22 protein-coding genes are annotated in these 25,505 nt (G+C 66.1%); 14 read left to right on the top strand and 8 right to left on the bottom strand.

The window, feature by feature from the left end; translation table 11 throughout:
- Positions 1-39: 39 nt before the first annotated feature.
- On the bottom strand, positions 40-1,743 hold the full coding sequence (locus ACSYS9_RS17890) for an ArnT family glycosyltransferase (RefSeq protein WP_071229550.1): 1,704 nt from the start codon (positions 1,741-1,743) through the stop codon (positions 40-42).
- A 130-nt stretch (positions 1,744-1,873) separates the two neighbouring features.
- Between ACSYS9_RS17890 and ACSYS9_RS17885 the strand changes: the two genes are divergently transcribed.
- Positions 1,874-2,587, top strand: coding sequence for a response regulator transcription factor (locus ACSYS9_RS17885; protein ID WP_071229551.1), 714 nt, complete (start codon positions 1,874-1,876; stop codon positions 2,585-2,587).
- On the top strand, positions 2,574-3,860 hold the full coding sequence (locus ACSYS9_RS17880) for a sensor histidine kinase (RefSeq protein WP_032129860.1): 1,287 nt from the start codon (positions 2,574-2,576) through the stop codon (positions 3,858-3,860). The genes ACSYS9_RS17885 and ACSYS9_RS17880 overlap by 14 nt, the downstream gene beginning before the upstream one ends.
- 266 nt (positions 3,861-4,126) lie before the next feature.
- Here the strand turns inward: ACSYS9_RS17880 and ACSYS9_RS17875 are convergent, their stop codons facing one another.
- Positions 4,127-4,516 carry a VOC family protein gene (locus ACSYS9_RS17875; protein WP_032129859.1) on the bottom strand — a complete coding sequence of 130 codons (390 nt, stop codon included), beginning with the start codon at positions 4,514-4,516 and terminating at the stop codon, positions 4,127-4,129.
- A 134-nt stretch (positions 4,517-4,650) separates the two neighbouring features.
- Here ACSYS9_RS17875 and ACSYS9_RS17870 point away from each other — a divergent pair, with 134 nt between their 5' ends.
- Positions 4,651-5,901 carry a DUF819 family protein gene (locus tag ACSYS9_RS17870; protein WP_049421249.1) on the top strand — a complete coding sequence of 417 codons (1,251 nt, stop codon included), beginning with the start codon at positions 4,651-4,653 and terminating at the stop codon, positions 5,899-5,901.
- Between the two features lie 204 nt (positions 5,902-6,105).
- On the opposite strand, the gene ACSYS9_RS17865 is transcribed toward ACSYS9_RS17870, so the two are convergent.
- Both ACSYS9_RS17865 and ACSYS9_RS17860 read right to left on the bottom strand, forming a co-directional pair.
- Positions 6,106-6,330, bottom strand: a complete 225-nt coding sequence (locus ACSYS9_RS17865) for a YbdD/YjiX family protein (protein WP_005410613.1) — start codon at positions 6,328-6,330, stop codon at positions 6,106-6,108.
- Positions 6,330-8,411 carry a carbon starvation CstA family protein gene (locus tag ACSYS9_RS17860; protein ID WP_049401342.1) on the bottom strand — a complete coding sequence of 694 codons (2,082 nt, stop codon included), beginning with the start codon at positions 8,409-8,411 and terminating at the stop codon, positions 6,330-6,332. Before ACSYS9_RS17860 ends, ACSYS9_RS17865 begins: the two co-directional genes overlap by 1 nt.
- 215 nt (positions 8,412-8,626) lie before the next feature.
- Between ACSYS9_RS17860 and ACSYS9_RS17855 the strand changes: the two genes are divergently transcribed.
- Positions 8,627-9,478, top strand: coding sequence for a pirin family protein (locus ACSYS9_RS17855; RefSeq protein ID WP_071229553.1), 852 nt, complete (start codon positions 8,627-8,629; stop codon positions 9,476-9,478).
- 128 nt (positions 9,479-9,606) lie between these two features.
- Here the strand turns inward: ACSYS9_RS17855 and ACSYS9_RS17850 are convergent, their stop codons facing one another.
- The 3 genes from ACSYS9_RS17850 to ACSYS9_RS17840 all read right to left on the bottom strand — a co-directional run bounded on the left by ACSYS9_RS17850 (position 9,607) and on the right by ACSYS9_RS17840 (position 11,969).
- Positions 9,607-10,068 (bottom strand): hypothetical protein, encoded by a 462-nt coding sequence (locus ACSYS9_RS17850; RefSeq protein ID WP_071229554.1) that lies wholly within the window; start codon positions 10,066-10,068, stop codon positions 9,607-9,609.
- A 196-nt stretch (positions 10,069-10,264) separates the two neighbouring features.
- Positions 10,265-10,984, bottom strand: coding sequence for an aquaporin Z (gene aqpZ, locus ACSYS9_RS17845; RefSeq protein ID WP_071229555.1), 720 nt, complete (start codon positions 10,982-10,984; stop codon positions 10,265-10,267).
- A gap of 121 nt (positions 10,985-11,105) precedes the next feature.
- Complete coding sequence (locus tag ACSYS9_RS17840; RefSeq protein ID WP_032129853.1) at positions 11,106-11,969, bottom strand: pirin family protein; 864 nt, start codon at positions 11,967-11,969, stop codon at positions 11,106-11,108.
- Positions 11,970-12,542: 573 nt separating this feature from the next.
- Between ACSYS9_RS17840 and ACSYS9_RS17835 the strand changes: the two genes are divergently transcribed.
- Positions 12,543-13,894 (top strand): IS3-like element ISStma2 family transposase gene (locus tag ACSYS9_RS17835; protein ID WP_189719851.1). Its coding sequence is split into 2 segments (ribosomal slippage): positions 12,543-12,990 and positions 12,990-13,894, totalling 1,353 coding nucleotides; the frame shifts between segments, so codons are not numbered across the junction.
- 182 nt (positions 13,895-14,076) lie between these two features.
- On the opposite strand, the gene ACSYS9_RS17830 is transcribed toward ACSYS9_RS17835, so the two are convergent.
- Complete coding sequence (locus tag ACSYS9_RS17830; RefSeq protein ID WP_071229416.1) at positions 14,077-16,140, bottom strand: 3-hydroxyacyl-CoA dehydrogenase NAD-binding domain-containing protein; 2,064 nt, start codon at positions 16,138-16,140, stop codon at positions 14,077-14,079.
- 235 nt (positions 16,141-16,375) lie between these two features.
- On the opposite strand from ACSYS9_RS17830, the gene rpoE reads away from it, so the two are divergent.
- The 9 genes from rpoE to recO all read left to right on the top strand — a co-directional run bounded on the left by rpoE (position 16,376) and on the right by recO (position 25,049).
- Complete coding sequence (gene rpoE / locus ACSYS9_RS17825; protein WP_010482816.1) at positions 16,376-16,996, top strand: RNA polymerase sigma factor RpoE; 621 nt, start codon at positions 16,376-16,378, stop codon at positions 16,994-16,996.
- Positions 16,993-17,880, top strand: coding sequence for a sigma-E factor negative regulatory protein (locus ACSYS9_RS17820; RefSeq protein ID WP_049421254.1), 888 nt, complete (start codon positions 16,993-16,995; stop codon positions 17,878-17,880). The genes rpoE and ACSYS9_RS17820 overlap by 4 nt, the downstream gene beginning before the upstream one ends.
- Positions 17,881-17,954: 74 nt before the next feature.
- Positions 17,955-19,490, top strand: a complete 1,536-nt coding sequence (locus tag ACSYS9_RS17815; RefSeq protein ID WP_032129850.1) for a DegQ family serine endoprotease — start codon at positions 17,955-17,957, stop codon at positions 19,488-19,490.
- Between the two features lie 179 nt (positions 19,491-19,669).
- Positions 19,670-21,463 (top strand): translation elongation factor 4, encoded by a 1,794-nt coding sequence (gene lepA / locus ACSYS9_RS17810; RefSeq protein ID WP_032129849.1) that lies wholly within the window; start codon positions 19,670-19,672, stop codon positions 21,461-21,463.
- Between the two features lie 54 nt (positions 21,464-21,517).
- The gene (gene lepB / locus ACSYS9_RS17805; RefSeq protein WP_032129848.1) at positions 21,518-22,312 is read left to right on the top strand and encodes a signal peptidase I; all 795 of its coding nucleotides are present in this window, start codon (positions 21,518-21,520) and stop codon (positions 22,310-22,312) included.
- 52 nt (positions 22,313-22,364) lie between these two features.
- The gene (locus ACSYS9_RS17800) at positions 22,365-22,748 is read left to right on the top strand and encodes a DUF4845 domain-containing protein (protein WP_010482821.1); all 384 of its coding nucleotides are present in this window, start codon (positions 22,365-22,367) and stop codon (positions 22,746-22,748) included.
- A complete protein-coding gene (gene rnc / locus ACSYS9_RS17795; protein WP_032129847.1) occupies positions 22,738-23,418 on the top strand; it encodes a ribonuclease III in 681 nt (226 codons plus the stop codon). The genes ACSYS9_RS17800 and rnc overlap by 11 nt, the downstream gene beginning before the upstream one ends.
- Positions 23,415-24,311 (top strand): GTPase Era, encoded by an 897-nt coding sequence (era, locus tag ACSYS9_RS17790; RefSeq protein ID WP_010482823.1) that lies wholly within the window; start codon positions 23,415-23,417, stop codon positions 24,309-24,311. The genes rnc and era overlap by 4 nt, the downstream gene beginning before the upstream one ends.
- Before the next feature lie 18 nt (positions 24,312-24,329).
- Positions 24,330-25,049 carry a DNA repair protein RecO gene (recO, locus tag ACSYS9_RS17785; RefSeq protein WP_032129846.1) on the top strand — a complete coding sequence of 240 codons (720 nt, stop codon included), beginning with the start codon at positions 24,330-24,332 and terminating at the stop codon, positions 25,047-25,049.
- The last annotated feature ends 456 nt before the right edge of the window (positions 25,050-25,505 follow it).

The following is a 25,505-nucleotide window of genomic DNA, read 5'->3' as shown; positions in this document are numbered from 1 at the left end:
TTCGTGCCGGGTTAATGCTTGCCCGGCACGTGTCAGCGTTCAGTCTTCTTCAGCGGTCGCGCCGGCCCGTTCGGCGTGGCATTCCGCGTCCCACGCGGTACCGGGAAGCAGTTGCCAGCGATTCCTGTTGGCAATACCGATATCGATCACCTTGCTCGGGTCCACGCACGGGCTCATCGCATCGTCCAGCACCAGCAGCCAGCGCTTGCCCGGTGCCTCGGCCAGCCACGGGCCGGCGTCGTGCCACTGCTCGGCCCAGGGCCGCTTGAAGCCGAACTCGCGCACCGGCCGGTCGGCCTGCAACAGGTTCTGCTCGCGCCAGGCCACCAGCGCCAGTTCGGCGTCGGGTCCGATCCGCGCGCCCACCCGGCGCATGAGTGCCGACGCCGAAGCGAAGGGGTCCAGTGCAGGCATCAGCACCAGGCCGTAGAGCATCCACAGCATGCCGTGGGTCAGCAGTACCAGCGTCGCGGCACGGCGTACCCGCAGCCACACGATCAGCGTGGCCAGGGCAATGGCGAAGGTCAGCAGGCCATCGCCCAGCACTGGCAGCAACGTCTCGGGCATGGCGCGGCGTTGCAGTTGCGCCAACGCCCATGGGTGCTCGGTCATCAGCATCACGCCGAGTACGCCGGTGGCCAGCATCAGCACCACGCTGTAGCCGAACAGGTAGCGGCGCACGCACACGCGGCGCAGCAGGCCGGGCAGCAGCGGCGCCACGGCCAGTGCCATCGCCGGCAGCATCGGCAGCAGGTACACCTCGCGCTTGCCCGGGCTGGCACTGAAGAACACCAGTACCAGTACGGCCCAGCCCAGCAGCAGCCACTGGCGGCGATCGCCGCGACGGATGCGGCGCCACCAGGGCTTGAACAGCATCGGCAGCAGCAGGCTGCCCGGCAGCCACAGGGTCAGGATCACCTGCAGGTAGTACCAGGCCGGCTGCCGGTGGTGCCAGGCATTGGCGTAGCGGGTGCCGGTCTGCTTGAACAACAGCTCGTGCGCGTAGGCCTGCAGTTCGGCGCTGGGCGTATGCAGCAGGGCCCAGCCCAGCGGCGCCAGCCACACGCCCACGCCCAGCAGGAACGCCGGGATCAACCACAGCAGCGTTGCCGGGTGCGGACCCTCCACACGGTGCCCGCGACGGCGCTGGTACAGCCACCAGCCGAACCAGGGCAGCACCAGCAGCAGCGGCAGGAAACCCACGCCCTTGGTCACCGTGCCGACACCGGCGGCGAAACCGGCCAGCCACAGCGCGGGCCGGTTGCGACGTTCGCACAGGTGCCGCATCAAGCCCCACAGGGCGACGGTGGTCATCCCCACCAGCACCATGTCGATCTGCGCACGCTTGGCCATCAGCCCGAACTGCAGCGTGCAGAACAGCGCCGCGAGGGCATAGATGGAAAGCCGCGGCGACCACAGCCGCCGTGCCAGATCCGACACCAGCCACAGACTCAGCAGGGCGCCCAGCAATGACGGCAGCAGGAACGACCATTGCCAGCTGCCGACCACCTCGTAGGCGGCCGCCTGCAGCCACATGAACACCGGTGGTTTCTCGGCATACAGCTCGCTGCCACGATGCGGCAGCAGCCATTGCCCGCTCTCGACCATGGTCCGTGCGGCCAGCACGAAGCGCGGCTCGTCCGGTGGCTGCGGCTGCCGAAGGCCGATGCCCGCTGCCAATGCAGCAATGATCAGCAGCCACAACAGGGGCAGGCGCCAACGGCGGGGCAGGGCTACGGGCACGGCAGGCTCCGGGAGCAAAACGGCCATTCTGAGGTGGCGGGGGTGGGAAAAGCGTCAGAAGGGGGCGGGACGACCGCATTCCGACATGGGCGGCGCTACCATGGTACGAACTTCCGTGGATGTTTCGTGCATGCGTCTGTTGGTGATCGAGGACAACCGCCAGCTGGTGGCCAACCTGTTCGACTATTTCGAGTCGCGCGGGCATGTGCTGGACGTGGCCCCGGATGGCATCACCGGCCTGCACCTAGCCGGCAGCCACCCCTACGATGCGGTGATCCTGGACTGGATGCTGCCGCGCATGGAGGGACCGGAAGTGCTGCGCCGGCTGCGTGCCGAGCACGCGTCGGAGGTGCCGGTGATCATGCTGACCGCGCGCGATGAACTGCCGGACAAGATCGCCGGTTTCCGCGCCGGTGCCGACGACTACCTGACCAAGCCGTTTGCCCTGCCCGAGCTGGAGGTGCGGCTGGAAGCGCTGCTGCTGCGTGCGCAGGGCCGCAACCCGCGCAAGCGCCTGCAGGTGGGCGACTTGGTGCTGGACCTGGCGACGCTGGAGGCGCAGCGTGAGGGCCAGGTGCTGCACCTGTACCCGGCCTGCCGCAAACTGCTGGAAGTGCTGATGCGGGCCAGCCCGGGTGCGGTGACGCGACAGCAGCTGGAGTTCGCCCTGTGGGGTGACGAGCCGCCGGATGGCGACCTGCTGCGTTCGCATGTCTACGAGTTGCGTCGCAGCGTTGACGGTCCGTTTGCCGAGAAGCTGATCCACACCCTGCCGCGCGTGGGTTACCGGTTGGCGGTAGTGGAGGGTGCCGACGCCGTCAGGAATGCTGATGAGGGCGCGTAAGCCGGGGCCGTTGTACCGGCGCGTGGTGTGGTGGTTGCTGGGCTATCTGGCGCTGCTGTCGATCGCGGTGTTCAGCGTCGGCAACTACGTGCACGAGCACGCCGAGCATGCTGCCTGGCGCGCGCTGCTCAACTCCGAGCTCGACAGCATCGTCGAGCATGTCGAGCACGAACCGCACTATCGCTGGCAGGATTCGGACACGCTGAGCCTGTACCGCTTCGACGCGGTCAACCTTCCCGATAGCCTGCGTACCCTGCATCCAGGGCTGCACGACGGCGTAATGGTCAAGGGCCGCGAGACGGCGGTGATGGTGCGTGAAACCCAGTCGATGGGACGGGTCGCGCTGGTACTGGACATCTCCGACTTCCATGACCTGGAACAGTTCGCCACGCGCTGGGTGATGCTGGCCGGGGTGATCATGATCTTCGTTACCGTGCTGATGGCTTCGTTCGGCATGGAGCGGATGGTGCGTCCGCTGAGCCTGCTGGCACAACACATCGCCGCGCTCAGGCCGGGCGTGCAGGGGCAGCGCATCGAGGTCGATCCGCGCGGCAGCTCAGAGCTGCACACCATTGCCAATGCGTTGAACGATTACCTGGACCGCAACGAGCAGTTCGTCGAACGCGAGCGGGTCTTCATCAGCACCGCCAGCCACGAATTGCGCACGCCGATTGCGGTGATGACCGGTGCCGCCGAACTGGCGCTGGAGCAACCGGGCCTGCCCGAGCGTGCGCGCCAGCAGATGCAACGGGTACTGCGCACCGCACAGAGCGTGGAGCAGCTGATCGAACTGCTGCTGGTGCTGGCGCGTGATCCGGCGCGACTGGCGGCGCGTGCCGAGCGCATCGCGCTGGACCAGCTGCTGCCGGAGATCGTCGACGACCATCGCCACCTGCTGGGCGACAAGGACCTGAGCATCGGCATCCAGGCCGCACCGGTGGACATCGTCGCGCCGCTGGCGGTGGTGCAGGCAGCGATCGGCAACCTGCTGCGCAACGCCATCGAGAACAGTGGCCGTGGCCACATCGAATTGCGCCTGAGTTCATCGGCGGTGCTGACCCTGCAGGACCCGGGACATGGCATGAGCCCGGAAGAGATCGCGGCGATCCATGCGCGGATGGCCCGTGGCGAACGCGCCGATCGTGGCGGCGGCATCGGACTGGATCTGATCGCGCGGCTGTGCGAGCACCTGGGATGGACCCTGCAGTTGCAGCCCTGCGAGCCGCGTGGCACACGTGTCACGCTCGATTTCAGTGCCTCGCGACCGCGCTGATCCGGCCGTTCGTGTAGATGCCAACCTTGGTTGGCATGCCGTTCGTCGACCAAGGTCGACGCCTACCCAGGCGGTGGCTGGGCGTGCTCTGGTAGATGCCAGCCCTGGTTGGCATGCCCCGGCGGTGGCTGTCCGTGTCCTGGTAGATGCCAGCCCTGGTTGGCATGCCCTGGCGGTGGCTGGGCGTGCTCTGGTAGATGCCAACCTTGGTTGGCATGCCGTTCGTCGACCAAGGTCGACGCCCACCCAGGCAATGGCTGTCCGCTTCAACGCCCGTTCGGTCGCGCCACGTGCTGGTCGATCAGGATCACGTTGCCGTCGGGATCGGCCAACTGCAGGTAGCCGGTCCCCTGGCCATCAGGATCGGTGCGGACCGCCAGTTCGATGCCCCTGGCGTCCAGCTCTGCCTGCAGCTCACGCACATCCTGGAAGTGGGGCAGTTCCTGCTTGTGCTGGTCCCAGCCGGGGTTGAAGGTCAGCAGGTTGCCCTCGAACATGCCCTGGAACAGCCCGATCACCGTGCCGTTGCTGCGCATCACCAGCCAGTTCTGTGCCGGATCGCCGCCGGTGACCGAGAAGCCCAGGGCTTCGTAGAAGGCACGGGAGGCCGCGAGATCCTTCACCGAGAGGCTGACCGAAAAGGCACCAAGCTGCATGAGTGGGCTCCCTGACGGGATGGGGGGGGGGGCGGCACTGCAGCATGACCGGGCGTGAAGACAATGTTAATCTCGATCTGCGCCGCCTTATGCGGCGCTTTTTTTCTCCGCTCTTTCGATCGACAGAGGATCCCATGCCGACCGAACCCGCTACTGCCCTGATCAGCAACGACATCGTTGGACTGGGCCTGATTGCCGCCACCCTGGCCCTGATCTTCTGGGCCGCCAGTGGTCCAACCCCGCTGCTGAAGAAGATCTTCGCCTGGGTGCCGGCCCTGCTGCTGTGCTATTTCATCCCCGCCGTCTACAACACCGCCGGTGTCATCGATGGCCACAACACCTCGCTGTACAACCCGGTCGCGCGTGACGTGCTGCTGCCGGCCGCACTGGTCCTGCTGACCCTGTCGATCGACCTGAAAGGCGTCATCAAGCTCGGCCCGAAACTTCTGATCGTGTTCTGTGCCGGTACGGCCGGCATCATGCTCGGCGCCATCGTCTCGTTCCAGCTGATGAAGCTGATCCATCCGGAAACCGTGGCCGGTGATACCTGGGCCGGCATGGCGGCGCTGGCCGGCAGCTGGATCGGTGGCGGCGCCAACATGGTCGCCATGCGCGAGGTGTTCGGCACCGATGCCACCACCTTCGGCCAGTTCGCGGTGGTTGACGTGGCCTGTGCCAGCCTGTGGATGGCGATCCTGCTGTTCCTGGCCAACCGCGCACAGCAGATCGACACCCGCAATGGTGCCGACACCCGTGCCATCGACGAGATGAAGGCGCGCATCAGTGCCTACGAGGCGCAGAACGCGCGCATTCCCAGCATGACCGACCTGATGGTGATCGTTGGCGTGGCCTTGGGTGGCGTCGGCCTGGCCCATGCCATCGCCGCGCCGCTGGCGGGCTGGTTCAAGGCCAATGTCAGCTGGGCCAGCCAGTTCAGCCTCGACAGCCAGTTCGTCTGGGTGATCCTGCTGTCCACGGCGATGGGCCTGGGCCTGAGCTTCACCCGTGCGCGCCGGCTGGAAGCGGCTGGCGCTTCGCGGCTGGGCACGGTGTTCCTGTACTTCCTGATCGCCTGCATCGGCATGCAGATGAACCTGCTGTCGCTGCTGGATCGGCCGTGGCTGTTCCTGCTCGGCGCGATCTGGATGGCCACGCACGTGCTGGTGCTGTGGGTGGTGGCCAAGCTGCTGCGCGCGCCGCTGTTCTTCTTCGCCATTGGTTCGCAGGGCAACATCGGCGCAGCCGCTTCGGCCCCTGTAGTGGCGGCGGCGTTCCATCCGACGCTGGCGCCGGTGGGCGTGCTGCTGGGTACGGTGGGTTATGCCACCGGCACGGGCCTGGCCTATGTCACCGGCCTGATCCTGAAGTGGATGGCCACCGGCTGAGTTCCGGCCGCCCTGGCGTCATGCTTCCGTAGATCCACGCCATGCGTGGATGCATTTCATGGGTCTCCATGAACAAGGAAGGGGTCAGATCTGTTTCCCGGAGGAAACGGATCTGACCCCGGACTCAACTCGATATCTGCCAGGTTTCATCCACGCATGGCGTGGATCTACTCAACGTCATTCGAGAGCTGTTGAACCGGACCCTCAACAGCAGCGGCCACCGTTGCGTCCGCCATAACGCGCTTCCTGGCGCTCGCGGAAGAACGTCTTGTAGTCCATCGGCTCCTGGTCCGGATGCTTTTCCAGCATGTGCCGGACGTAGTTGTCGTAATCAGGAATGCCACAGCACAGTCGTGCGGTCTGCACCAGGCGCCGCCAGATGCGGCGGTGCGCCTGGTACTGGCCGGCGGGAACCAGTTGCGTACTCATCACAGATCCACCATTTCATGCGGCTTCAGCGCCACGTACGGGGTCTCGCGGTCAGTGCGCTGCGGATTGCGGCGGGCCGCCAGGATGGTCTTGATCGAATACACCAGCACCGCGCCCACCACCAGCAGGAACAGCGCGGTCAGGCCAGTGTTGACGTAGGCGTTGACCACGATCTGCTTCATCTGCGCCACCGACTTGGCCGGTGCAGTGATGGTGTCGCTGGCGAGCGCGGCCTGGAACTTGTGTGCCTGTGCCAGGAAGCCCTGTGCCGGATTGCTGTCGAAGATCTTGATGAAGCCGGCGTAGGTGGTGCAGATCAGCAGCCACACCGCCGGTACCGCAGTCACCCATGCATAGCGGTCACGCTTCATCTTGAACAGCACCACCGTGCCCAGCATCAATGCGATGCCGGCCAGCATCTGGTTGGAGATGCCGAACAGCGGCCACAGCGTCTGGATGCCGCCGAACGGATCCACCACGCCGGTGTAGAGCAGGTAGCCCCACAGCGCCACGCAGCCGGCGGTACCGATGATGTTGGCGGTCCACGATTCGGTCTTCTTCAGGGCCGGCACGAAGTTGCCCAGCAGGTCCTGCAGCATGAAGCGGCCCGCACGGGTACCGGCGTCCACCGCGGTGAGGATGAACAGCGCTTCGAACAGGATCGCGAAGTGGTACCAGAACGCCATCATCGCGTCGCTGCCACTGGGAATCGCTTCGTGCAGGATCTGCGCGATGCCTACCGCCAGTGTCGGTGCGCCACCTGCACGATGCAGGATGGTGGGTTCACCAATGGCCGCCGCGGTCGCGGTCAGCTGCTCGGGGGTGATGGTGAAGCCCCAGGTGTTGGTGATGTAGTGCGCGGCCGAGGCCGCATCGGCACCGATCACCGCCGCCGGGCTGTTCATCGCGAAGTAGATGCCCGGATCGATGATCGAGGCCGCCACCAGCGCCATCACCGCGACGAACGATTCCATCAGCATGCCGCCGTAGCCGATGTAGCGCATGTGCGCTTCATTGGCCAGCAGCTTCGGCGTGGTGCCGGAGGAAATCAACGCGTGGAAGCCGGAGACCGCACCGCAGGCGATGGTGATGAACAGGAACGGGAACATGCCGCCCTTCCACACCGGGCCGTCGCCGCTGGCGGCGAACTGGGTCAGCGCCGGCATCTTCAGTTCCGGCATCACCACCAGGATGCCGATGGCCAGCGCGATGATGGTGCCGATCTTGAGGAAGGTCGACAGGTAATCACGCGGGGCCAGCAGCAGCCACACCGGCAGCACCGAGGCGACGAAGCCGTAGCCGATCAGCATCCAGGTGATCTGGGTGCCGGTGAAGGTGAAGGCCGGGCCCCAGACCGGATCGGCGGCGACCTTGCCGCCGTACCAGATCGCGGCCAGCAGCAGGATCAGGCCAACCACCGAGATCTCGCCGATCTTGCCGGGGCGGATGTAGCGCATGTACACGCCCATCAGGATCGCAATGGGCATCGTCGCGATCACCGTGAACATGCCCCACGGGCTTTCGGCCAGCGCCTTGACCACCACCATCGCCAGCACTGCCAGGATGATGATCATGATCAGGAACGCACCGAACAGCGCGATGGTGCCGGGCACCTGGCCCATCTCTTCTCTTACCAGGTCACCCAGCGAGCGGCCATTGCGGCGGCTGGACAGGAACAGGACCATGAAGTCCTGCACCGCGCCGGCCAACACCACGCCCACCACCAGCCACAGCAGGCCGGGCAGGTAGCCCATCTGCGCGGCCAGCACCGGGCCGACCAGCGGGCCGGCGCCGGCAATGGCGGCGAAGTGGTGGCCGAACAGCACGTGCTTGTTGGTCGGCACGTAGTCCAGGCCATCGTTGTTGATCACCGCCGGGGTGGCCCGGGTCGGATCCAGCTGCATCACCTTGTTGGCGATGAACAGGCTGTAGAAGCGATAGGCGACGAGGTACAGCGACACCGCCGCGACGACGATCCACAGGGCATTGATGTGTTCGCCGCGGCGCAGCGCCACGGTGCCCAGACAGAACGCGCCGAGCAGAGCGAGTACCGCCCAGCCCAGTTTGGAAAACCCTTTCATGAGGTGCTCTCTCCCGGAAAGACAGACAAAGAGTCCTGCTTGCCCACGACAGGGTCAATTGGCACAGGACGAATCGGCGGTAGTACTTTGGTCGTACGGCGGCTGCGCTGACGTGCAGCGAACATCAGGGATGGAACAATCGGTTGCGGAGCCATCCATTGGCCTACGGCCGTGTGGCGTCCATCTTCAGTGGCACCCATCCAACAGGAGTCGCCATGAGCTTTCCCGAACCGGTCCGCGTACTGCGCACCATCCGTGGCATGCCCACCTCCGACGGTGCCGGCGTGCGCCTGACCCGCGTCATCGGCGGCCCGACGCTGCCCGACCTGGATCCGTTTCTGCTGCTTGATGAGTTCGGTACCGACCGTGCCGAAGACTACATCGCCGGCTTCCCGGAACACCCGCACCGCGGTTTCGAGACCGTCACCTACATGCTCGACGGGCGCATGCGGCATCGCGACAACCATGGCAACGAAGGCCTGCTCACCCCGGGCAGCGTGCAGTGGATGACCGCTGGCCGTGGCCTGGTGCATTCGGAGATGCCCGAGCAGGAAAGCGGGCAGATGCGCGGGTTCCAGCTGTGGGTGAACCTGCCGGCGAAGGAGAAGATGACCGAGCCGAAGTACCAGGAATTCGCACCCGAGCGCATTCCCGTGGTGCACCCGGAGCCGGGCGTGGATGTGAAGGTGATTGCCGGCAGCGTGGACGGCACCGATGGCCCGATCGTGCAGCCGGCCACCGATCCGCTCTACCTCGACATCACGCTGGCGCCCGACCGGGCCTGGACCTATGCGCTGCCGGAGGGGCACAACGCGTTCGCCTACGTGTTCGAAGGTGCGATGACCGTGGGTGAGCAGGACGCCGCGCGCGACGTTGCACGCCAGGAACTGGCGGTGCTGGGCGGTGGCGAGCAGTTGCACCTCTCGGCCGGCAGCGAAGGTGCGCGGTTGATCCTGGTGGCCGGCCGTCCGCTGCGCGAACCGGTGATGCGCCACGGGCCGTTCGTGATGAACACGCGGCAGGAACTGATGCAGGCCTTCGTCGATTTCCAGGAAGGCAAGTTCTGAGAGAGTGCCGGCCGCTGGCCGGCAGCAGCCTCGGACAAAGGCGGATCGGGGTGCCGGCCAGCGGCCGGCACTACCGTCGGATCGGCTCGCATTGCGGGGATGCTGCCAGGCAGTCATCCCCGTCACCTTCAGCGCCCCGCGGCCACGGCCGACGGGGTCAGGCTCATGCCCTGCGCCAGCTGCTGCAGCGAGCCCAGTTCCTGCGCGCTGTCCGGATACAGCGAAATCTGCGCGTAACGCCCTTTGTCGAGCTTGACCACACTGATGCGACGCTCGGCATAGCCGGGCGGCTGCTGGCCACCCAGATCGGGCTGGTACCAGTACAGCGATTCACCGCCGAAGCTGCCCTTTTCCTGGCGCAGCGAGCGGTTCAATGGAAGGTTGGGATCGCGCGCACTGAGCATCAGGCTCAGGACCTCGCGGCCATCGCCGGTGCTGGCGCGGCAGACCAGGAAATCGGCCTGTGCCTGCTGTTGCCACTGCAGGCCGCTGCTGGCCGGCAATGAAGGACATTCGGTGGGAGCCTGTGCAGCGGCGGCCTGGGCCACCGCGAACAGCAGGCTCGACAACACTACAGGCGCGAACTTCATGCATCCCCCAAGGTGGTGTGTCGTTGGCTCCGCCGGATGGACCGGCAGCCTTGGCATCCCATCCCCGGATGCCGCCCCGGCCGGCATGTGCACGGACGGTCAACTCAACCTTAACGGAACGTGAGCGATCGCACAAATCGCGGTTACACGCGTAACCATTGCGGCCGGTGGTCGGCCGCAATGGTCCGCACAGGCCTCAGCGGTCGTTGCCGATCCACTTGTAGATGATGCCGCCGATCGCGCCGCCCAGCAGCGGGGCGACCCAGAACAGCCACAGCTGGCTGACCGCGCCGCTGCCGGCGAAGAAGGCCACCGCCGTGGAACGGGCCGGGTTCACCGAGGTGTTGGTGACCGGGATGCTGATCAGGTGGATCAGGGTCAGCGACAGGCCGATCGCCAGCGGGGCGAACCCGGCCGGTGCCTTGCCGTGGGTGGCGCCCATGATCACGATCAGGAACACGGCGGTCAGCACGACTTCGCACAGGAAGGCCGCGGCCACGCTGTAGCCGCCGGGGGACAGCGCGCCGTAGCCGTTGCTGGCGAATGCACCGGCCTGGCTGCCATCAATGGCGAAGCCGCTGGCGCCCGATGCGATCTGCAGCAGGATGAAGCCGGCCAGCAGGCCGCCGGCGACCTGGGCGATGATGTACGGGATCAGGTCCTTGGTCGGGAAACGAGCGCCGGCCCACAGGCCGACACTGACCGCCGGATTGAAGTGCGCGCCGGAGATATGGCCGAACGCATAGGCGCCGGTCACCACGGTCAGGCCGAAGGCCAGCGCAACGCCGAGGAAACCGATACCCAGCGGATTGCCGTCACCCCCGAACTTGGCGGCCAGCACCGCACTGCCACAGCCACCCAGAACCAGCCAGAACGTGCCGAGGAATTCGGCGGACAAGCGTTTACCCATGCTCATGTGTTGCACTCCTTTGACGGTCGAAAGTGTGATTTATGTCACATTTCAATGATCAGCGGGTGACTGTAGCGTCAACGCCGGGTGCAGGCATACACCTTCGGATGTGTGCAACACGCGATGTTCAGTACTGCGGCAGCGGGATGAATTCCTTGTCGTCGCCCGGAATGGTGCCGAAGCGGCCGGCCTCCCAATCGTGCTTGGCCTGCTCGATGCGTTCCTTCGAGCTGGACACGAAGTTCCACCACAGGTGACGCGGGCCATCCAGCGGCTCGCCACCGAACAACATCGCCTTCACCGGCGTCTTCGCGCGCAGGCGGCCACGCGCACCAGCCTCGGGGATCACCAGGTGCTGGGCAGGGATGTCCACGCCATCCAGCTGCGCGTCGCCTTCGAGGATGTACAGCGCGCGCTCGCGGTGGCCGTTGTCGATATCGATTTCCGCATCCGGGTCGAGGTCGATCGCCACGTTGAGCGTATCGGCGAACACCTTCACCGGCGATTCTTCGCCGTAGGCGCGGCCGGCAATGACGCGCAGCCATGCGCCATTGCGGCGCTGCTCGGGCAGGGTGGCGGCGGCATGGTGGTAGAACGCCGGCTCGATTTCCTCATGCGATTTCGGCAGCGCCACCCAGGTCTGCATGCCGTGGATGGGGTTGTCATGGTCGCGGTCCGGCTGCGGCGTGCGCTCGGAATGGGCGATGCCGCGGCCGGCGGTCATCCAGTTGACGTCACCGGGGCGGATCACCTGATCCGAACCCAGCGTGTCGCGGTGGCCGATCGCGCCCGACCACAGATAGGTGACGGTGGCCAGGCCGATATGCGGATGCGGGCGCACGTCGATGGCGGTGCCGGGGTGCATGAGTGCCGGGCCCATCTGATCGACGAACACGAACGAGCCGATGCTGCGCGCCTGCAGGGTGGGGACGGCGCGACGGACTTCGAGTCCGCCGATGTCGTGCACGCGCGGGGCGATGATGGTGGTCATGCGGGCGTTCTCGCTGGCAGGGATCAGGTGATCAGCATCGCATGCGGCTGTGACGGGGACATGCCCCGTATGGGTAACAGGTTGTTCCGTAGAGTGGAGCTTGCTCGACTGGGGTTCCAGCCAACGGCGCAGCCCCTCGTGGCTGTGGGTTGGTCGCTGAAGGCAGAAGCAAGATCAAAAGCTGCGCTTGGCCGGGCGGGTGGGTGGCGCAGGGGACGCTGCAAGTACGTCCATGTAAGCTCGATCGCCGCATCCATGCGGCTCACGCCCCTGCGCCACCCACCCGCCCGGCCTCTGACAGTTTCCGTGTGCGTCCAGCCACGGAGAAGAAAAAAGAAAATCAAAGTCAAAATCAAACGCCGGTCGCTTCGCTCCTGGTGGCAACCAAGGTAGCCACCCACCAGTTCGCAGTAGCCATCAACCAGATTCGCGGTTCACCGACCGTCACCGGGAAACTGTCAGGGGTGGGGCGGTGTCGGGTTGCGGGGTGTCCGCGGCATGGATGCCGCGGCCAAGCCCCCAAGGTGAAGTGACCCCCGGGAGTTGGACGCTAGATCCAACCCCGAGGGATACATGAACAAATACGACGCGCGTTTCAAACTGCAGGTCGCCAAAGAGGCCTGCAAGACCTCCACATCGGTCAAAGCCGTTGCCCGTCGCCACGGCCTGGAGTTCTCCACGGTCAGGCGCTGGGTGGCGACCTATCGGCTGCATGGTTGGCGGGGATTTCATCGCCAGGCCCGGTCCTATGACCTCCCGTTCAAGCTGGCTGTCCTGGAGAAGATGAGCCAGGACGGCCTGTCCGGGCGCGAGGCCACCACCTACTTTCAAATTGGCGATGCCGGCGCGGTGGGGCGATGGCGGCGCCTGTATGCTCAAGGCGGTGCCCAAGCGTTGGCACCCCCTCCGCCGCCGCCCCGAAAGCCGATGAAGAAGACCCGTTCGTCCAAGCCGCCTGAAGATATGAGCCGCGATGAGCTGCTCAAGGAAGTCGCCTATCTGCGTGCGGAGACCGACTACCTAAAAAAACTCGATGCCTTGATCCGGGAAGAGCAGGCGGCGCAGGACGCAAAGCGCAAGCCGTCCAAGGATTGAGGCAGGTTCATACGCTGTCGCTTCTGCTCGAAGCAGCTGAGCTGTCACGCAGTACGTTCTATTACCAGAACCATGTCCTGGCCCATCCGGATCAGGATGAGGCAGCCCTGTGCGAGCGCATCCGTGCAATCTACGATCAAAGCCAAGGGCGCTATGGCTATCGCACGGTGACGCTGGAATTAGCCAATCAGGGTCATCGGACCAATCACAAGCGGGTTCAGCGCCTGATGGGGGAGATGGGGCTGAAATCGCGGGTGCGTGTGAAGCGCTACCAGGCCTTCAAGGGGGCGGCCAATGTTGTGGTTGGCAATGACCTCAATCGCCAGTTCCATGCAGAGCGGCCCAACCAGAAGTGGGTGACTGACGTGACCGAGTTCAAGGTGCAGGGCATGAAGCTATACCTGTCGCCGATCATGGACCTCTACAACGGCGAAATCGTGGCTTATCAGATCAAGCGTCGGCCCGTATTTGATCTGGTGGGTCAAATGCTGGAGGAGGCCATCAAGAAGCTTTCCCCGGATGAGCGCCCCATGATCCACTCCGACCAGGGCTGGCAGTACCAGCATGAAAACTACCGGCACATGCTGGAAAAGCACTCGTTGAAGCAAAGCATGTCCCGGCGCGGCAACTGCCTGGACAATGCGGCGATGGAGAGCTTCTTTGGAACGCTGAAGTCGGAATTCTTCTACCTGAACAGCTTTGACAGCCTCGAGAGTCTGGAGGCTGGGCTGGTGGAATACATCCAGTACTACAACGAAGAACGCATCAAACTGAAACTGAAAGGTCTGAGCCCGGTAAAGTACCGGGAGCAGGCCCAATCGGCCGCCTGACCCCGTCCAAGTCTCGGGGGTCACTTCAAGGACGGGTTTACGGCGTCCCCGCAACCCGACACCGCCTCGCCCAACAAACAGAAAAGCCAGAGCCGGCTGTTGCTCCGGCTCTGGCTCTGGCTCTGGCTTTTGCTTCGGCGGTTGCCTCTGCGGGTGCCGGGCCGCAGGCCCGGCCGATCAACTCACACCACCGGTTCGCGCAGGGCGGGATTGTCCCAGCCCGGGCGCGGTGCGAAACGGTCACCATGGCGCTGCTGCAGCGCCTTCAGCCGCTCGACGATCGCGTCGGCACCCACCGCGCGGATGTGCTGGATCGGGCCGCCACGGAACGGTGCGAAGCCGGTACCGAAGATCACGCCGGCATCCAGCAGGTCCGCATCCGCCACCACGCCTTCGTGCAGGCAGGCCACTGCCTCGTTCAACAGCGGCAGGATCAGGCGGTCCTCCAGATCGGCCGGGGCCTGGTAATCGCTGGCCACGTCCGGCTTCTTCGGCTTGCCGTTCTCCCAGGTGTAGATGCCCTGGCCATCCTTCTTGCCGCGCTTGTCCGGTTCCACCGTCTGCAGCGCGGCCGGAATCTGCAGGCCCAGGAACGGTGCCAGTTCGCGGCCGACACCGGCGGCTACGTCCAGGCCCACGGTATCGATCAGTTCGATCGGGCCCATCGGCATGCCGAACTTCACCGCCGCCCTGTCGATCACCGGGCCCGGGATGCCTTCGGCGTAGGCAGTGGCGGCTTCCAGCATGTACGGGAACAGCACGCGGTTGACCAGGAAGCCCGGGCTGCCGGCCACCGGCACCGGGAACTTGCCCAGTGCCTTGCAGAACGCGGCCAGGCGACGTTCGGTCTCAGGCGCCATGCCGTCGTGATGGATGATTTCCACCAGCGGCATCTGCGCGACCGGGTTGAAGTAGTGCAGGCCAGCGAACTGTGCCGGGCGCTGGATGTGGTCGCGCAGCTCCACCAGCGGAATCGACGAGGTGTTGGTGGTCAGCAGCGCATCCAGCTTCATCTTCGGTTCCAGCGTCTGGTACAGCGCGCGCTTGGCTTCCGGGTTCTCGATGATCGCCTCGATCACCAGGTCGGCCTCGGCCACGCCGCTGCCTTCCAGGTCGGCACGCAGGCGCGCGGCCACCGCGGGACGCTTGCTCTCGTCGCGTACCTTCTTGGCGAACAGGGCCTGCGCGCGCTCCATGGCCGGGTCGATGAAGCGCTGCTCGCGGTCCTGCAGGGTCACCTCGAAGCCCTTGTAGGCGGCCCACGCAGCGATATCACCGCCCATCACGCCGGCGCCGACCACGTGCACGTGGCGGATGCCGGAGTCACCACCGCCGAGGCCCTTCAGGCGCTCGGTCAGGAAGAAAATGCGGATCAGGTTGCGCGCGGTCGGCGTGCTGGCCAGCTTCACCACGGCACGCCGCTCGGCATCCAGGCGCGCCTGGATCGGCTTGCCGCCGCTGCGCTGCCAGGTGCTGATCAGCGCGTAGGGCGCCGGGTACTGGTCCTTCTTGGCCTTGCGCGCGACCTGCTTGACCATCTGCGGTGCCAGCAGGGTGCGGGCCAGCCAGGTGTTGGTGGCCCAGGCCGTCGCGCGCTGCTTGAACGGACGGGTGGTGCCGGACAGCGCCAGCGCGACGGCGGTGTCGAGCACCACTGCCGGTGCCACCACCTTGTCGACCAGGCCGATGCCGCGCGCGGCCGAGGCCGACAGGGTGCGGCCGGTCAGCATCATGTCCATCGCCGCCGGTGCGCCGACCAGCTGAGGCAGGCGCGCGCTGCCACCCCAGCCCGGGAAGATGCCCAGCTGGGTCTCCGGCAGGCCGATGCGGGTGCTGCTGTCATTGGAGGCCACGCGGTAGCGGCAGGCCAGCGCCAGCTCGGTACCGCCGCCCAGGCAGTGGCCGTGGATGGCTGCCACGGTCGGGCAGGGCAGTTCAGCCAGCTTCTGGTAGGTGGCCTGGCCGCGACGGATGGCGTCGTTGACGGTGCCGCGGCGGTCGAACTCCTGGAACTCCTTCAGGTCGGCACCGGCAATGAAGCCGGCCTTCTTCAGCGACTGGATCACCACGCCCTTGGGCGGGTCCAGTGCAATGCGCTCGAGCAGGTCGCCCAGTTCCAGCAGCACGTGCTGCGACATGGCGTTGACGCTGCTGTCCTGACGATCCAGGGAGAGAACCACCACGCCGTCGTCGCGGATCTCGGGGTGCCAGTGGCTGAAGCGGAGACCATCGAAGCCTGAGAGCATGGACGTTCCATCCGGTTGTGTATGGAGAAGCGGCTATGATCCAGAGGTTGTTTCCCCCGCGTCAAATCCCAATAGCAGGGGAGTGGCGACCCCGGATCCATGGCCGTGGACCGGGACGCTAACGGAACGGTGGTTAAAAGCTGGTGCGGCGCCAGGTGATCGGCGACTGAACTTTTCCCGGGATTGGCAGTCTCATTGCCCGACGTCGGTTGGGCTGACAGGAGTGCGGCCCCTCATGGCCGATGTTGATACACCTCAGGAGCTGGATCTGGAACTGGTCCGGCGCGTGCAGCACGGCGAGAGCGCCGCGTTCGATGTCCTGGTGCGCAAGTACCAGCATCGCGTGGTGGCCCTGGTCGGTCGCTACATCGCCGACTGGAGCGAATGTCAGGACGTCGCCCAGGACACTTTCATCCGTGCGTACCGCGCGATCGGAAGTTTCCGCGGCGATGCCCAGTTCTCAACCTGGTTGCATCGAATCGCCGTGAATACCGCCAAAAACTACCTGGCTTCACACAATCGCCGGCCGCCGACCGATGACATCGACATCGGTGACGCCGAACAGTTCGACAGCGGGACGCGCCTGCGCGACACCGATACGCCCGAACGCGAGTTGATGCGCCAGGAACTGGAACAGACGGTGATGAAGGCCGTCAACGCGCTGCCGGAAGAACTCCGGTTGGCGATCACCCTGCGCGAGGTGGAAGGCCTGAGTTACGAAGATATCGCGCAGAAAATGGGGTGCCCGATCGGCACCGTGCGTTCACGGATCTTCCGGGCGCGCGAGGCGATCGACACCGAACTCCGGCCGCTGTTGGACATCGGCAGCGCCACCCGTGAGAAGAGCCGCGTATGACCAGTAATCCGTTCAACGAATCGCAGAACCACCAATCGCCCGCCGGGCAGCGCCTGGACCAGCGCCATCGCGAACAGCTGTCGGCCCTGGTCGATGGCGAGCTGGGCGCCGACGAAGCGCGCTTCCTGCTGCGCCGGATGGAGCACGACCCCGAGCTGGCCGGCTGCCAGGAACGCTGGCAGCTGCTGGGTGACGTGATGCGCGGGCAGGCCTCGGCGCTGGCGCCGGCCGGCTTCAGCGCGGCCGTGGCCGCCGCCATCGCTGCCGAACCGGCGCCGCAGGCCGAGCCGCGCCGCGAGGTGCGCCGCAGCGGTTGGCGGGCCTGGGGCGGTGGCGCCGCACTGGCCGCCTCGGTGGCGGCGGTGGCGCTGTTCATGGGCGGCGAGAAGCTGAAAGAGGCCACCCCGGGCGAGCCGCTGGCACCGCAGGTGATCGCCAGCCAGGCCGAACTTGCGCCCGCACCGGCGCCGACGACGCCGGCTCCGGTAACCGAAGCCTCGGTGGATACCGCCGCAATGGCCGTGGCCGGTGTACCGGCAGTGGCCATGGCCGCGGCCAGCCGACGCCAGGACACCCGTCGCGCCAGCGCTACCCGCAGCCAGCAGGCCGCGCGTGCCGCCCAGCGCGAGGACATGCCGCAACGCGCCGTGGCCGCCGCACAGGCGCCGCTGACCCCGACCGTGCCGGCCAATGCCAGCCGCAACATGCCGTTCGGTGAGGTTGGTGGCCTGCAGGCGCGACCGTGGCCGCGCTCCAGCCTAGCGCCCGCTGCCGGCGGCGCGCTCAATGCGAGCTTCCCGGCCCACGCCGGTGGCGCCGCGTTCTACCCGTTCGAGCCGCGCCTGCAGGACGACCTGCCGGTGCCGCCGCGCCCGCGCGACTGAGCCGGGCGCTTTCACGCCCCGCCGTCGGCGGGGCCCGTATTCCTCTTTCCATCCGATCCGGAGGTTGCCGTCCGATGACTCCCCGACTCCGCACGCAGGCCATGGGCCTGCTGGCCCTGACCCTGCCGTTGGTGGCCTGCGCACAGGCCCCTGCACCGGCCGCCCAGACCCAGGCCGCGCCGGCCGCCGCGCCGCGGGCCCCGGCCCAGCCGCTGGTCACGGGCCTGCCTGACTTCACCAATCTGGTCGAACAGGTCGGGCCTGGCGTGGTCAACGTCGACACCACCATCGTCCGCAACAACCGCCAGGCCTCGCGGGGCCCGATGGGCGGCGACGATGACATGCCGGAGTTCTTCCGCCGCTTCTTCGGCCCGGATTTCCCGATGCCGGGGCAGGGCCCGGGCGGTCCGGACGGTGGCCCCAGCATCAAGGGCCGCGGCATGGGCTCGGGCTTCATCATCTCGCCCGATGGCTATGTGCTGACCAACTACCACGTGGTGGCCGATGCCAGCGAGGTGAAGGTCAAGCTGGGTGACCGCCGTGAGTTCACCGCGAAAGTGGTGGGCAGCGACCAGCAGTACGACGTGGCACTGCTGAAAATCGACGGCAAGAACCTGCCGACCGTGCGCGTTGGCGACTCCAACTCCCTCAAGCCGGGTCAGTGGGTGGTCGCGATCGGTTCGCCGTTCGGCCTCGACCACTCGGTCACTGCCGGCGTGGTCAGCGCCCTCGGCCGCAGCACAGGTGGTCCGGACCAGCGCTACGTGCCCTTCATCCAGACCGACGTGGCGATCAACCAGGGCAACTCCGGTGGCCCGCTGCTGAACACCCGTGGCGAAGTGGTCGGCATCAACTCGCAGATCTTCTCCGCCTCGGGCGGCTACATGGGCATCAGCTTCGCGATCCCCATCGACCTGGCGATGAGCGCGGTCGAGCAGATCAAGAAGACCGGCAAGGTCACCCGTGGCCAGCTCGGCGCGGTGGTGCAGGAAATCGACGGGCTGAAGGCGCAGGCGATGGGCCTGCCGGACAGCCGCGGCGCCCTGGTCAACCAGATCGTGCCGGACTCGGCTGCAGCCCGGGCCGGGGTGAAGATCGGTGATGTGATCCGTTCGGTGAACGGCGCGCCGGTCAACAGCTGGTCCGACCTGCCGCCGCTGATCGGCGCGATGGCACCGGGCAGCCGGGTCACCCTGGGCGTGATCCGTGATGGCAAGCCGCGCGACCTCAGCGCCACCCTGACCGCACTGACCGAAGACGGGCAGGCCGGTTCGCGTGGCCCGGCCACCGGCGACAGCGATGCGGCTCCGCAGGCCGGCGCCAATGCCCTGCTGGGGTTGGACGTCAGTGACCTGACCGCACCGCAGCGCAAGCAGCTGGGCCTGGAATCGGGCGAAGGCGTGCGCATCACCGGGGTCAAGGGCCAGGGCGCGCGTGATGCGGGCCTGTCTCCGGGCATGGTGATCCTGCAGGTGGCCAGCACCCAGGTCGGCAGCGTGGACGCGCTGAACCGTGCGCTTTCCAGCTACAAGAAGGGCGACGTGGTGATGCTGCTGGTGCGCACCGGCAGCGGCAACAGCGCGTTCGTCGCGGTCAAGGCTGGCCAGTAAGGCCTGCCGGGGCCGCTTCGGCGGCCCCTGCTTTTCCCCGAAGCCCCGCCCTGGCGGGGCTTCGGCCATTCCGGTCCCGGTCCGATGAGGCCGTTTTCGCGGGCGGGCGCCGGGCATGCGATAATCGACCGTTACCCTGACGACGCCGCGCGCCGCCGCCACCTATGTCTTCTGATTCGATGCGGAACATCCGCAACTTCTCCATCATCGCCCATGTCGACCACGGCAAGTCCACGCTGGCCGACCGCATCATCCAGCTCTGTGGTGGCCTGCAGGCCCGCGAGATGGAAGCGCAGGTGCTCGACTCCAACCCGATCGAGCGCGAGCGTGGCATCACGATCAAGGCGCAGTCGGTGTCGCTGCCGTACCTGGCCAAGGACGGGCAGACCTACCATCTGAACTTCATCGACACCCCCGGCCACGTCGACTTCTCCTATGAAGTCAGCCGCTCGCTGGCCGCCTGCGAAGGCGCGCTGCTGGTGGTCGATGCGGCCCAGGGCGTGGAAGCGCAGTCGGTGGCCAACTGCTACACCGCCGTGGAGCAGGGCCTGGAAGTGGTGCCGGTGATCAACAAGATCGACCTGCCCACCGCCGACATCGAGCGTGCCAAGGCCGAGATCGAGGCCGTGATCGGCATCGACGCCTCCGACGCCGTGCCGGTCAGTGCCAAGACCGGCCTGAACGTGCAGGACGTGCTGGAAGCGATCGTGCATCGCATCCCGCCGCCGAAGCCGCGCGACACCGACAAGCTGCAGGCGCTGATCATCGACTCCTGGTTCGACAACTACCTGGGTGTGGTCTCGCTGGTGCGCGTGATGCAGGGCGAGATCAAGGCAGGTGACAAGCTGCAGGTGATGTCCACCGGCCGCAACCACCAGGTCGACAACGTCGGCGTGTTCACCCCGAAGCGCAAGGTGCTGCCGGCGCTGCGTGCAGGTGAAGTGGGTTGGGTCACCGCCAGCATCAAGGACGTGCACGGTGCGCCGGTTGGCGACACCCTGACCCTGGCCGGCGACCCGGCACCGAAGCCGCTGCCGGGCTTCCAGGAAATGCAGCCGCGCGTGTTCGCCGGCCTGTTCCCGGTCGATGCCGAGGACTACCCGGACCTGCGCGAAGCGCTGGACAAGCTGCGCCTGAACGATGCCGCGCTGCGTTTCGAGCCGGAAAGCTCCGAGGCGATGGGCTTCGGCTTCCGCTGCGGCTTCCTCGGCATGCTGCACATGGAAATCGTGCAGGAGCGCCTGGAGCGCGAATACAACCTGGACCTGATCAGCACCGCGCCGACGGTGGTGTATGAAGTCCTGAAGACCGATGGCTCGATCATCAACATGGACAACCCGGCCAAGCTGCCGCCGGTGAACCAGGTCGAGGAGATCCGCGAGCCGATCATCCGTGCCAACGTGCTCACCCCCGAGGAGTACATCGGCAACATCATCAAGCTGTGCGAAGAGAAGCGCGGCAGCCAGATCGGCATCAACTACCTGGGCAGCCAGGTGCAGATCAGCTACGAGCTGCCGATGGCCGAGGTGGTGCTGGACTTCTTCGACAAGCTGAAGTCGGTCAGCCGTGGCTATGCCTCGCTGGACTACCACTTCGTGCGCTTCGACGCAGGCCCGTTCGTGCGCGTGGACGTACTGATCAACGGTGACAAGGTCGATGCACTGTCGCTGATCGTGCACCGCAGCCATGCCGACCGTCGCGGCCGCGAGCTGTGCGAAAAGATGAAGGACCTGATCCCGCGCCAGATGTTCGACGTGGCCATCCAGGCCGCCGTCGGCTCGCAGATCATCGCCCGTACCACGGTCAAGGCCATGCGCAAGAACGTGCTGGCCAAGTGCTATGGTGGCGACGTTTCGCGCAAGAAGAAGCTTCTGGAAAAGCAGAAGGAAGGCAAGAAGCGCATGAAGCAGGTCGGCCGCGTGGAGATCCCGCAGGAAGCGTTCCTGGCCGTGCTGCAGATGGACAACAAGTAAGCCCGCACCGGCCCTGCGGGGCCGGTCGTCTGGTGACGTTGCAAAGGACCCTGAATGAAACTGTTTGAGATCCTCCTGGTCGTGCTGACCCTGGCCTCGGGCCTGATCCTGCTTGCGGACAAGCTGTACCTCGCCAAGCGTCGCGCCCAGCGCGCGGGCCTGCTCGATTCCGAGCCGGTGCTGGTGGACTACTCGCGTGCGTTCTTCCCGGTGCTGGCGATCGTGCTGATCGTGCGCAGCTTCATTGCCGAGCCGTACAAGATCCCGTCCAGCTCGATGATGCCGAACCTGCTGATCGGCGATTTCATCCTGGTCAACAAGTTCTCCTACGGCCTGCGCCTGCCGATCAGCAACACCAAGTTCGTGCCGGTGGGCGAGCCCTCGCGTGGTGACGTGGTGGTGTTCCACTTCCCCGGCCATGGCGAGAACGATCCGGCCAAGGGCGAGAACTTCATCAAGCGCGTGATCGGCGTGCCGGGCGACACCGTGGTCTTCGAAGGCGACGGCGTGATCCTCAACGGCGAGCCGCTGAAGTACGACAACAAGGGCATCTACGCCGGCCACAAGGGCCAGGGCGAGGGCGCCAACCTGCTGGTCGAGCACCTGCCGGGCCGCACCCACACGGTGCTGGAGACCGACTATCCGCGTGGCCAGGGCCAGTGGACCGTGCCGGCCGGCAAGTACCTGGTGATGGGCGACAACCGCGACAACAGCGATGATGGCCGTTTCTGGGGCCTGCTGCCGGAAGAGAACCTGCGTGGCAAGGCGTTCCTGATCTGGCTGAACTGCCAGGGCTGGTTCTGCAAGGATGGCTTCGAGCCGTCGCGGATCGGCTCGAGCATCAACTGAGCGGGCACCAACTGAGTATTTTCACATCCAACGCGTATCTGGGGAGAACGCAATGAAGACGATGAACACGCAGCGTGGCATGACCCTGACCTCGTTCCTGACGGTCCTGATCGTGGTTGGCTTCTTCCTCTACATCGGCATGAAGCTGTTCCCGATGTACCAGGAGTACTACGCGGTGCGCTCGGCGATGAAGAGCCTGGCCAACGAGCCGGGCGTGGGCAGCATGGAGCCGGCGCGCATCCAAGACCTGTTCTTCAAGCGCCTGTACATCAACTATTCGGACAACGTGAAGCCGGCCAACGTGAAGTTCGACCGTCGCGACAATGGCTGGACCCTCAAGGTCAACTACGAAGTGCGCCGTCAGCTGATCGGCAACCTCGATGTGGTTGGTAAATTCGATTCTTCCCAGGACCTGACACGAAGCGGTGCCCAGTAAATTCATCCAACGTGGCGACCTGATCGGTCATGCCTTCAGTGACCCGGCCCTGCTCAAGCAGGCGTTGACGCATCGCAGTGCCGGTGCGCCGCACAACGAGCGCCTGGAGTTCCTCGGCGACAGCATCGTCAACATGATGGCGGCCGAGGCGTTGTACCGACGCTGGCCCAAGGCTGACGAAGGCGCGATGACCCGTGCCCGTGCCGAGCTGGTGCGTGAAGGCGCGCTGGCGGTGATCGGGCGCACCCTGGAACTGGGCGAGCGGCTGACCCTGGGCCCCGGCGAAATGAAGTCCGGTGGTCATCGCCGCGACTCGATCCTGGCCGACGCGGTGGAAGCCGTGGTGGCCGCGATCTACCTGGATGCCGGCTTCGAGGCCTGCCGGGCGGTGGTACTGCCCTGGTTCAGCGCTTCGATCGAGGCACTGCCGGCTTCCGGTCGGCCCGAGAAGGACCCCAAGACCCGCCTGCAGGAATGGCTGCAGGCCCGACAGAAGGCGTTGCCGCAGTATGAACTGGTGTCAGAATCCGGTGACGACCACGCCAAGCACTTCCGGGTACGCTGCAACGTAGCCGACCCGGCCGCCAGCACCGAGGGCGAAGGCGCCTCGCGGCGGCTTGCCGAACAACAGGCGGCTGCGGCCGTCCTAGAACAACTGGATTCCAAGTGAGCGAACAAACTTCCCATCATTGCGGCAGCGTGGCCGTCATCGGCCGCCCGAACGTGGGCAAATCGACCCTGACCAATGCCCTGGTCGGCGCCAAGGTCAGCATCGTTTCCAACCGCCCGCAGACCACGCGCCATCGCCTGCTGGGCATCGCCACCTATCCGGAAGGCCAGCTGGTGCTGGTCGACACCCCCGGCCTGCACAAGGTGCAGAAGCGGGCGATGAACCGGGTGATGAACCGCGCCGCGCGTGGCTCGCTGGAAGGCGTCGATGCCGGCCTGCTGGTGATCGAAGCCGGTCGCTGGGACGAGGAAGACAGCCTGGCCTTCAATGTTCTGCGCGACGCCGGTATCCCGGTGGTGCTGGTGGTCAACAAGATCGACCGGCTGAAGGACAAGGGCGCGCTGCTGCCGTTCCTGCAGGAAGTCACGGCCGGCCGCGATTTCTCGTCGGTGCATCCGATCTCGGCGCAGAAGCGCAACGGCCTGGAAGCACTGGTACGCGACGTACTGGCGCTGCTGCCGGAAGCGCCGCCGATGTTCGGCGAAGACGAGATCACCGACCGCAGCCAGCGCTTCCTGGCCGGCGAACTGGTGCGTGAACAGCTGATGCGCCAGCTCGGCGAAGAGCTGCCGTATGCCACCACCGTGGAAATCGAGCGCTTCACCGAAGATGGCAACCTGCTGCGCATCGGCGCGGTGATCTGGGTCGAGCGCGAGGGCCAGAAGGCGATCGTGATCGGCAAGGGGGGTACCCGCCTGAAGGAGATCGGGGCCAAGTCCCGCCTGCAGATGGAGCGCCTGTTCGGCGCCAAGGTGTTCCTGGAGACCTGGGTGCGCGTGCGTGAAGGCTGGTCCGACGACGAGGCCGCACTGAAGGCCTTCGGTTACGAGTAAGCCGTTGCAGTCGCTTCGATGATGATCGAGGACGACACCGGCTTCGTGCTGCATGCACGGGCCTATCGCGAGACCAGCCTGCTGGTCGAAGTGCTGAGCGCGCAGCATGGCCGGATCGGCCTGCTCGCGCGTGGCGTATCCACCGCCAAGGGACAGGTGCTGCGCGCGGCCCTGCAGCCGCTGCAGTGGATCCGCTTCAGTGCCCAGCAGCGGGGCGAATTGGCCCAGCTGCGGGGTGCCGAGGCACTGGATGCTGCCCCGCGCCTGGTCGGCCAGGCGATGCTGGCCGGCTTCTATCTGAGTGAATTGACCCTGCGCTTGGCCCCGCGCCAGGACCCGCTGCCGGAGTTGTACCTGGCCTACGGCGAGGCACGCGCGCGGCTGGCCGTGGGCGCCGGCCTGGCCTGGACCCTGCGCCGGTTTGAGCGCGAGCTGCTGTCTGCGCTGGGCCTGGGTTTCGATCTGGACAGCGCCAGCGACGGCCAGCCGATCGACCCGGCCGCGCGCTACGAACTGGACCCACAGGAAGGCGCGCAGCGCCTGCTCAGCGAGCGCGGTGGGGAACGCCGGGCGGCCGCGACGGGTTCTGCGCTGCTGGCGCTGGCCGCCGATGAAGAGCCCGATGCCGCCGACCTGGCCAGCCTGCGCCTGCCGATGCGGCGGGTGCTGGCCCATCACCTGGGGCCACGAGGACTGAAGTCCTGGGAAATGCTCGAGCAGCTCGCTCCCAGGCGTTGAGGGGTGTTCGGCAGGGCTTGCAGCCCTGCACCTGCCGAATCAACGTCAACGTCAACGTCAACGGCAGAAGCTGGCTATCCGTGGGTAGGCGGGGTGGGTCCGGTTGCGGGGGCCGCTGCAAGTACGTCCATGTAAGCTCGGTCGCCGCATCCATGCGGCTCACGCCCCCGCAACCGGACCCACCCGGCCTTCGACAGTTTTCCGCGAGCTGTCGTAACGGCACTCTGCTCTGGTGGGTGTCGACCTTGGTCGACACAGTAGAGCCACGCCATGCGTGGATGCGTTTCGATTTCAATTCGAAATATTTGATTCCGATTGAGATTCATCCACGCATGGCGTGGATCTACCAGCCGTCACCGGAAATCTGACGGGGGTGGGGCGGTGTGGGTGGACAGGACCGTTGGCGCCATGGATGGCGCCATCGAGCCCCCATGGACGGGTTTACGGCGTGTCCTG

Origin of the sequence: Stenotrophomonas sp. STK17_22, from assembly GCF_051983905.1 — a bacterium.
GTDB lineage: Bacteria > Pseudomonadota > Gammaproteobacteria > Xanthomonadales > Xanthomonadaceae > Stenotrophomonas > Stenotrophomonas maltophilia_A.
This window is presented reverse-complemented; position numbering and strand designations above follow the sequence as displayed.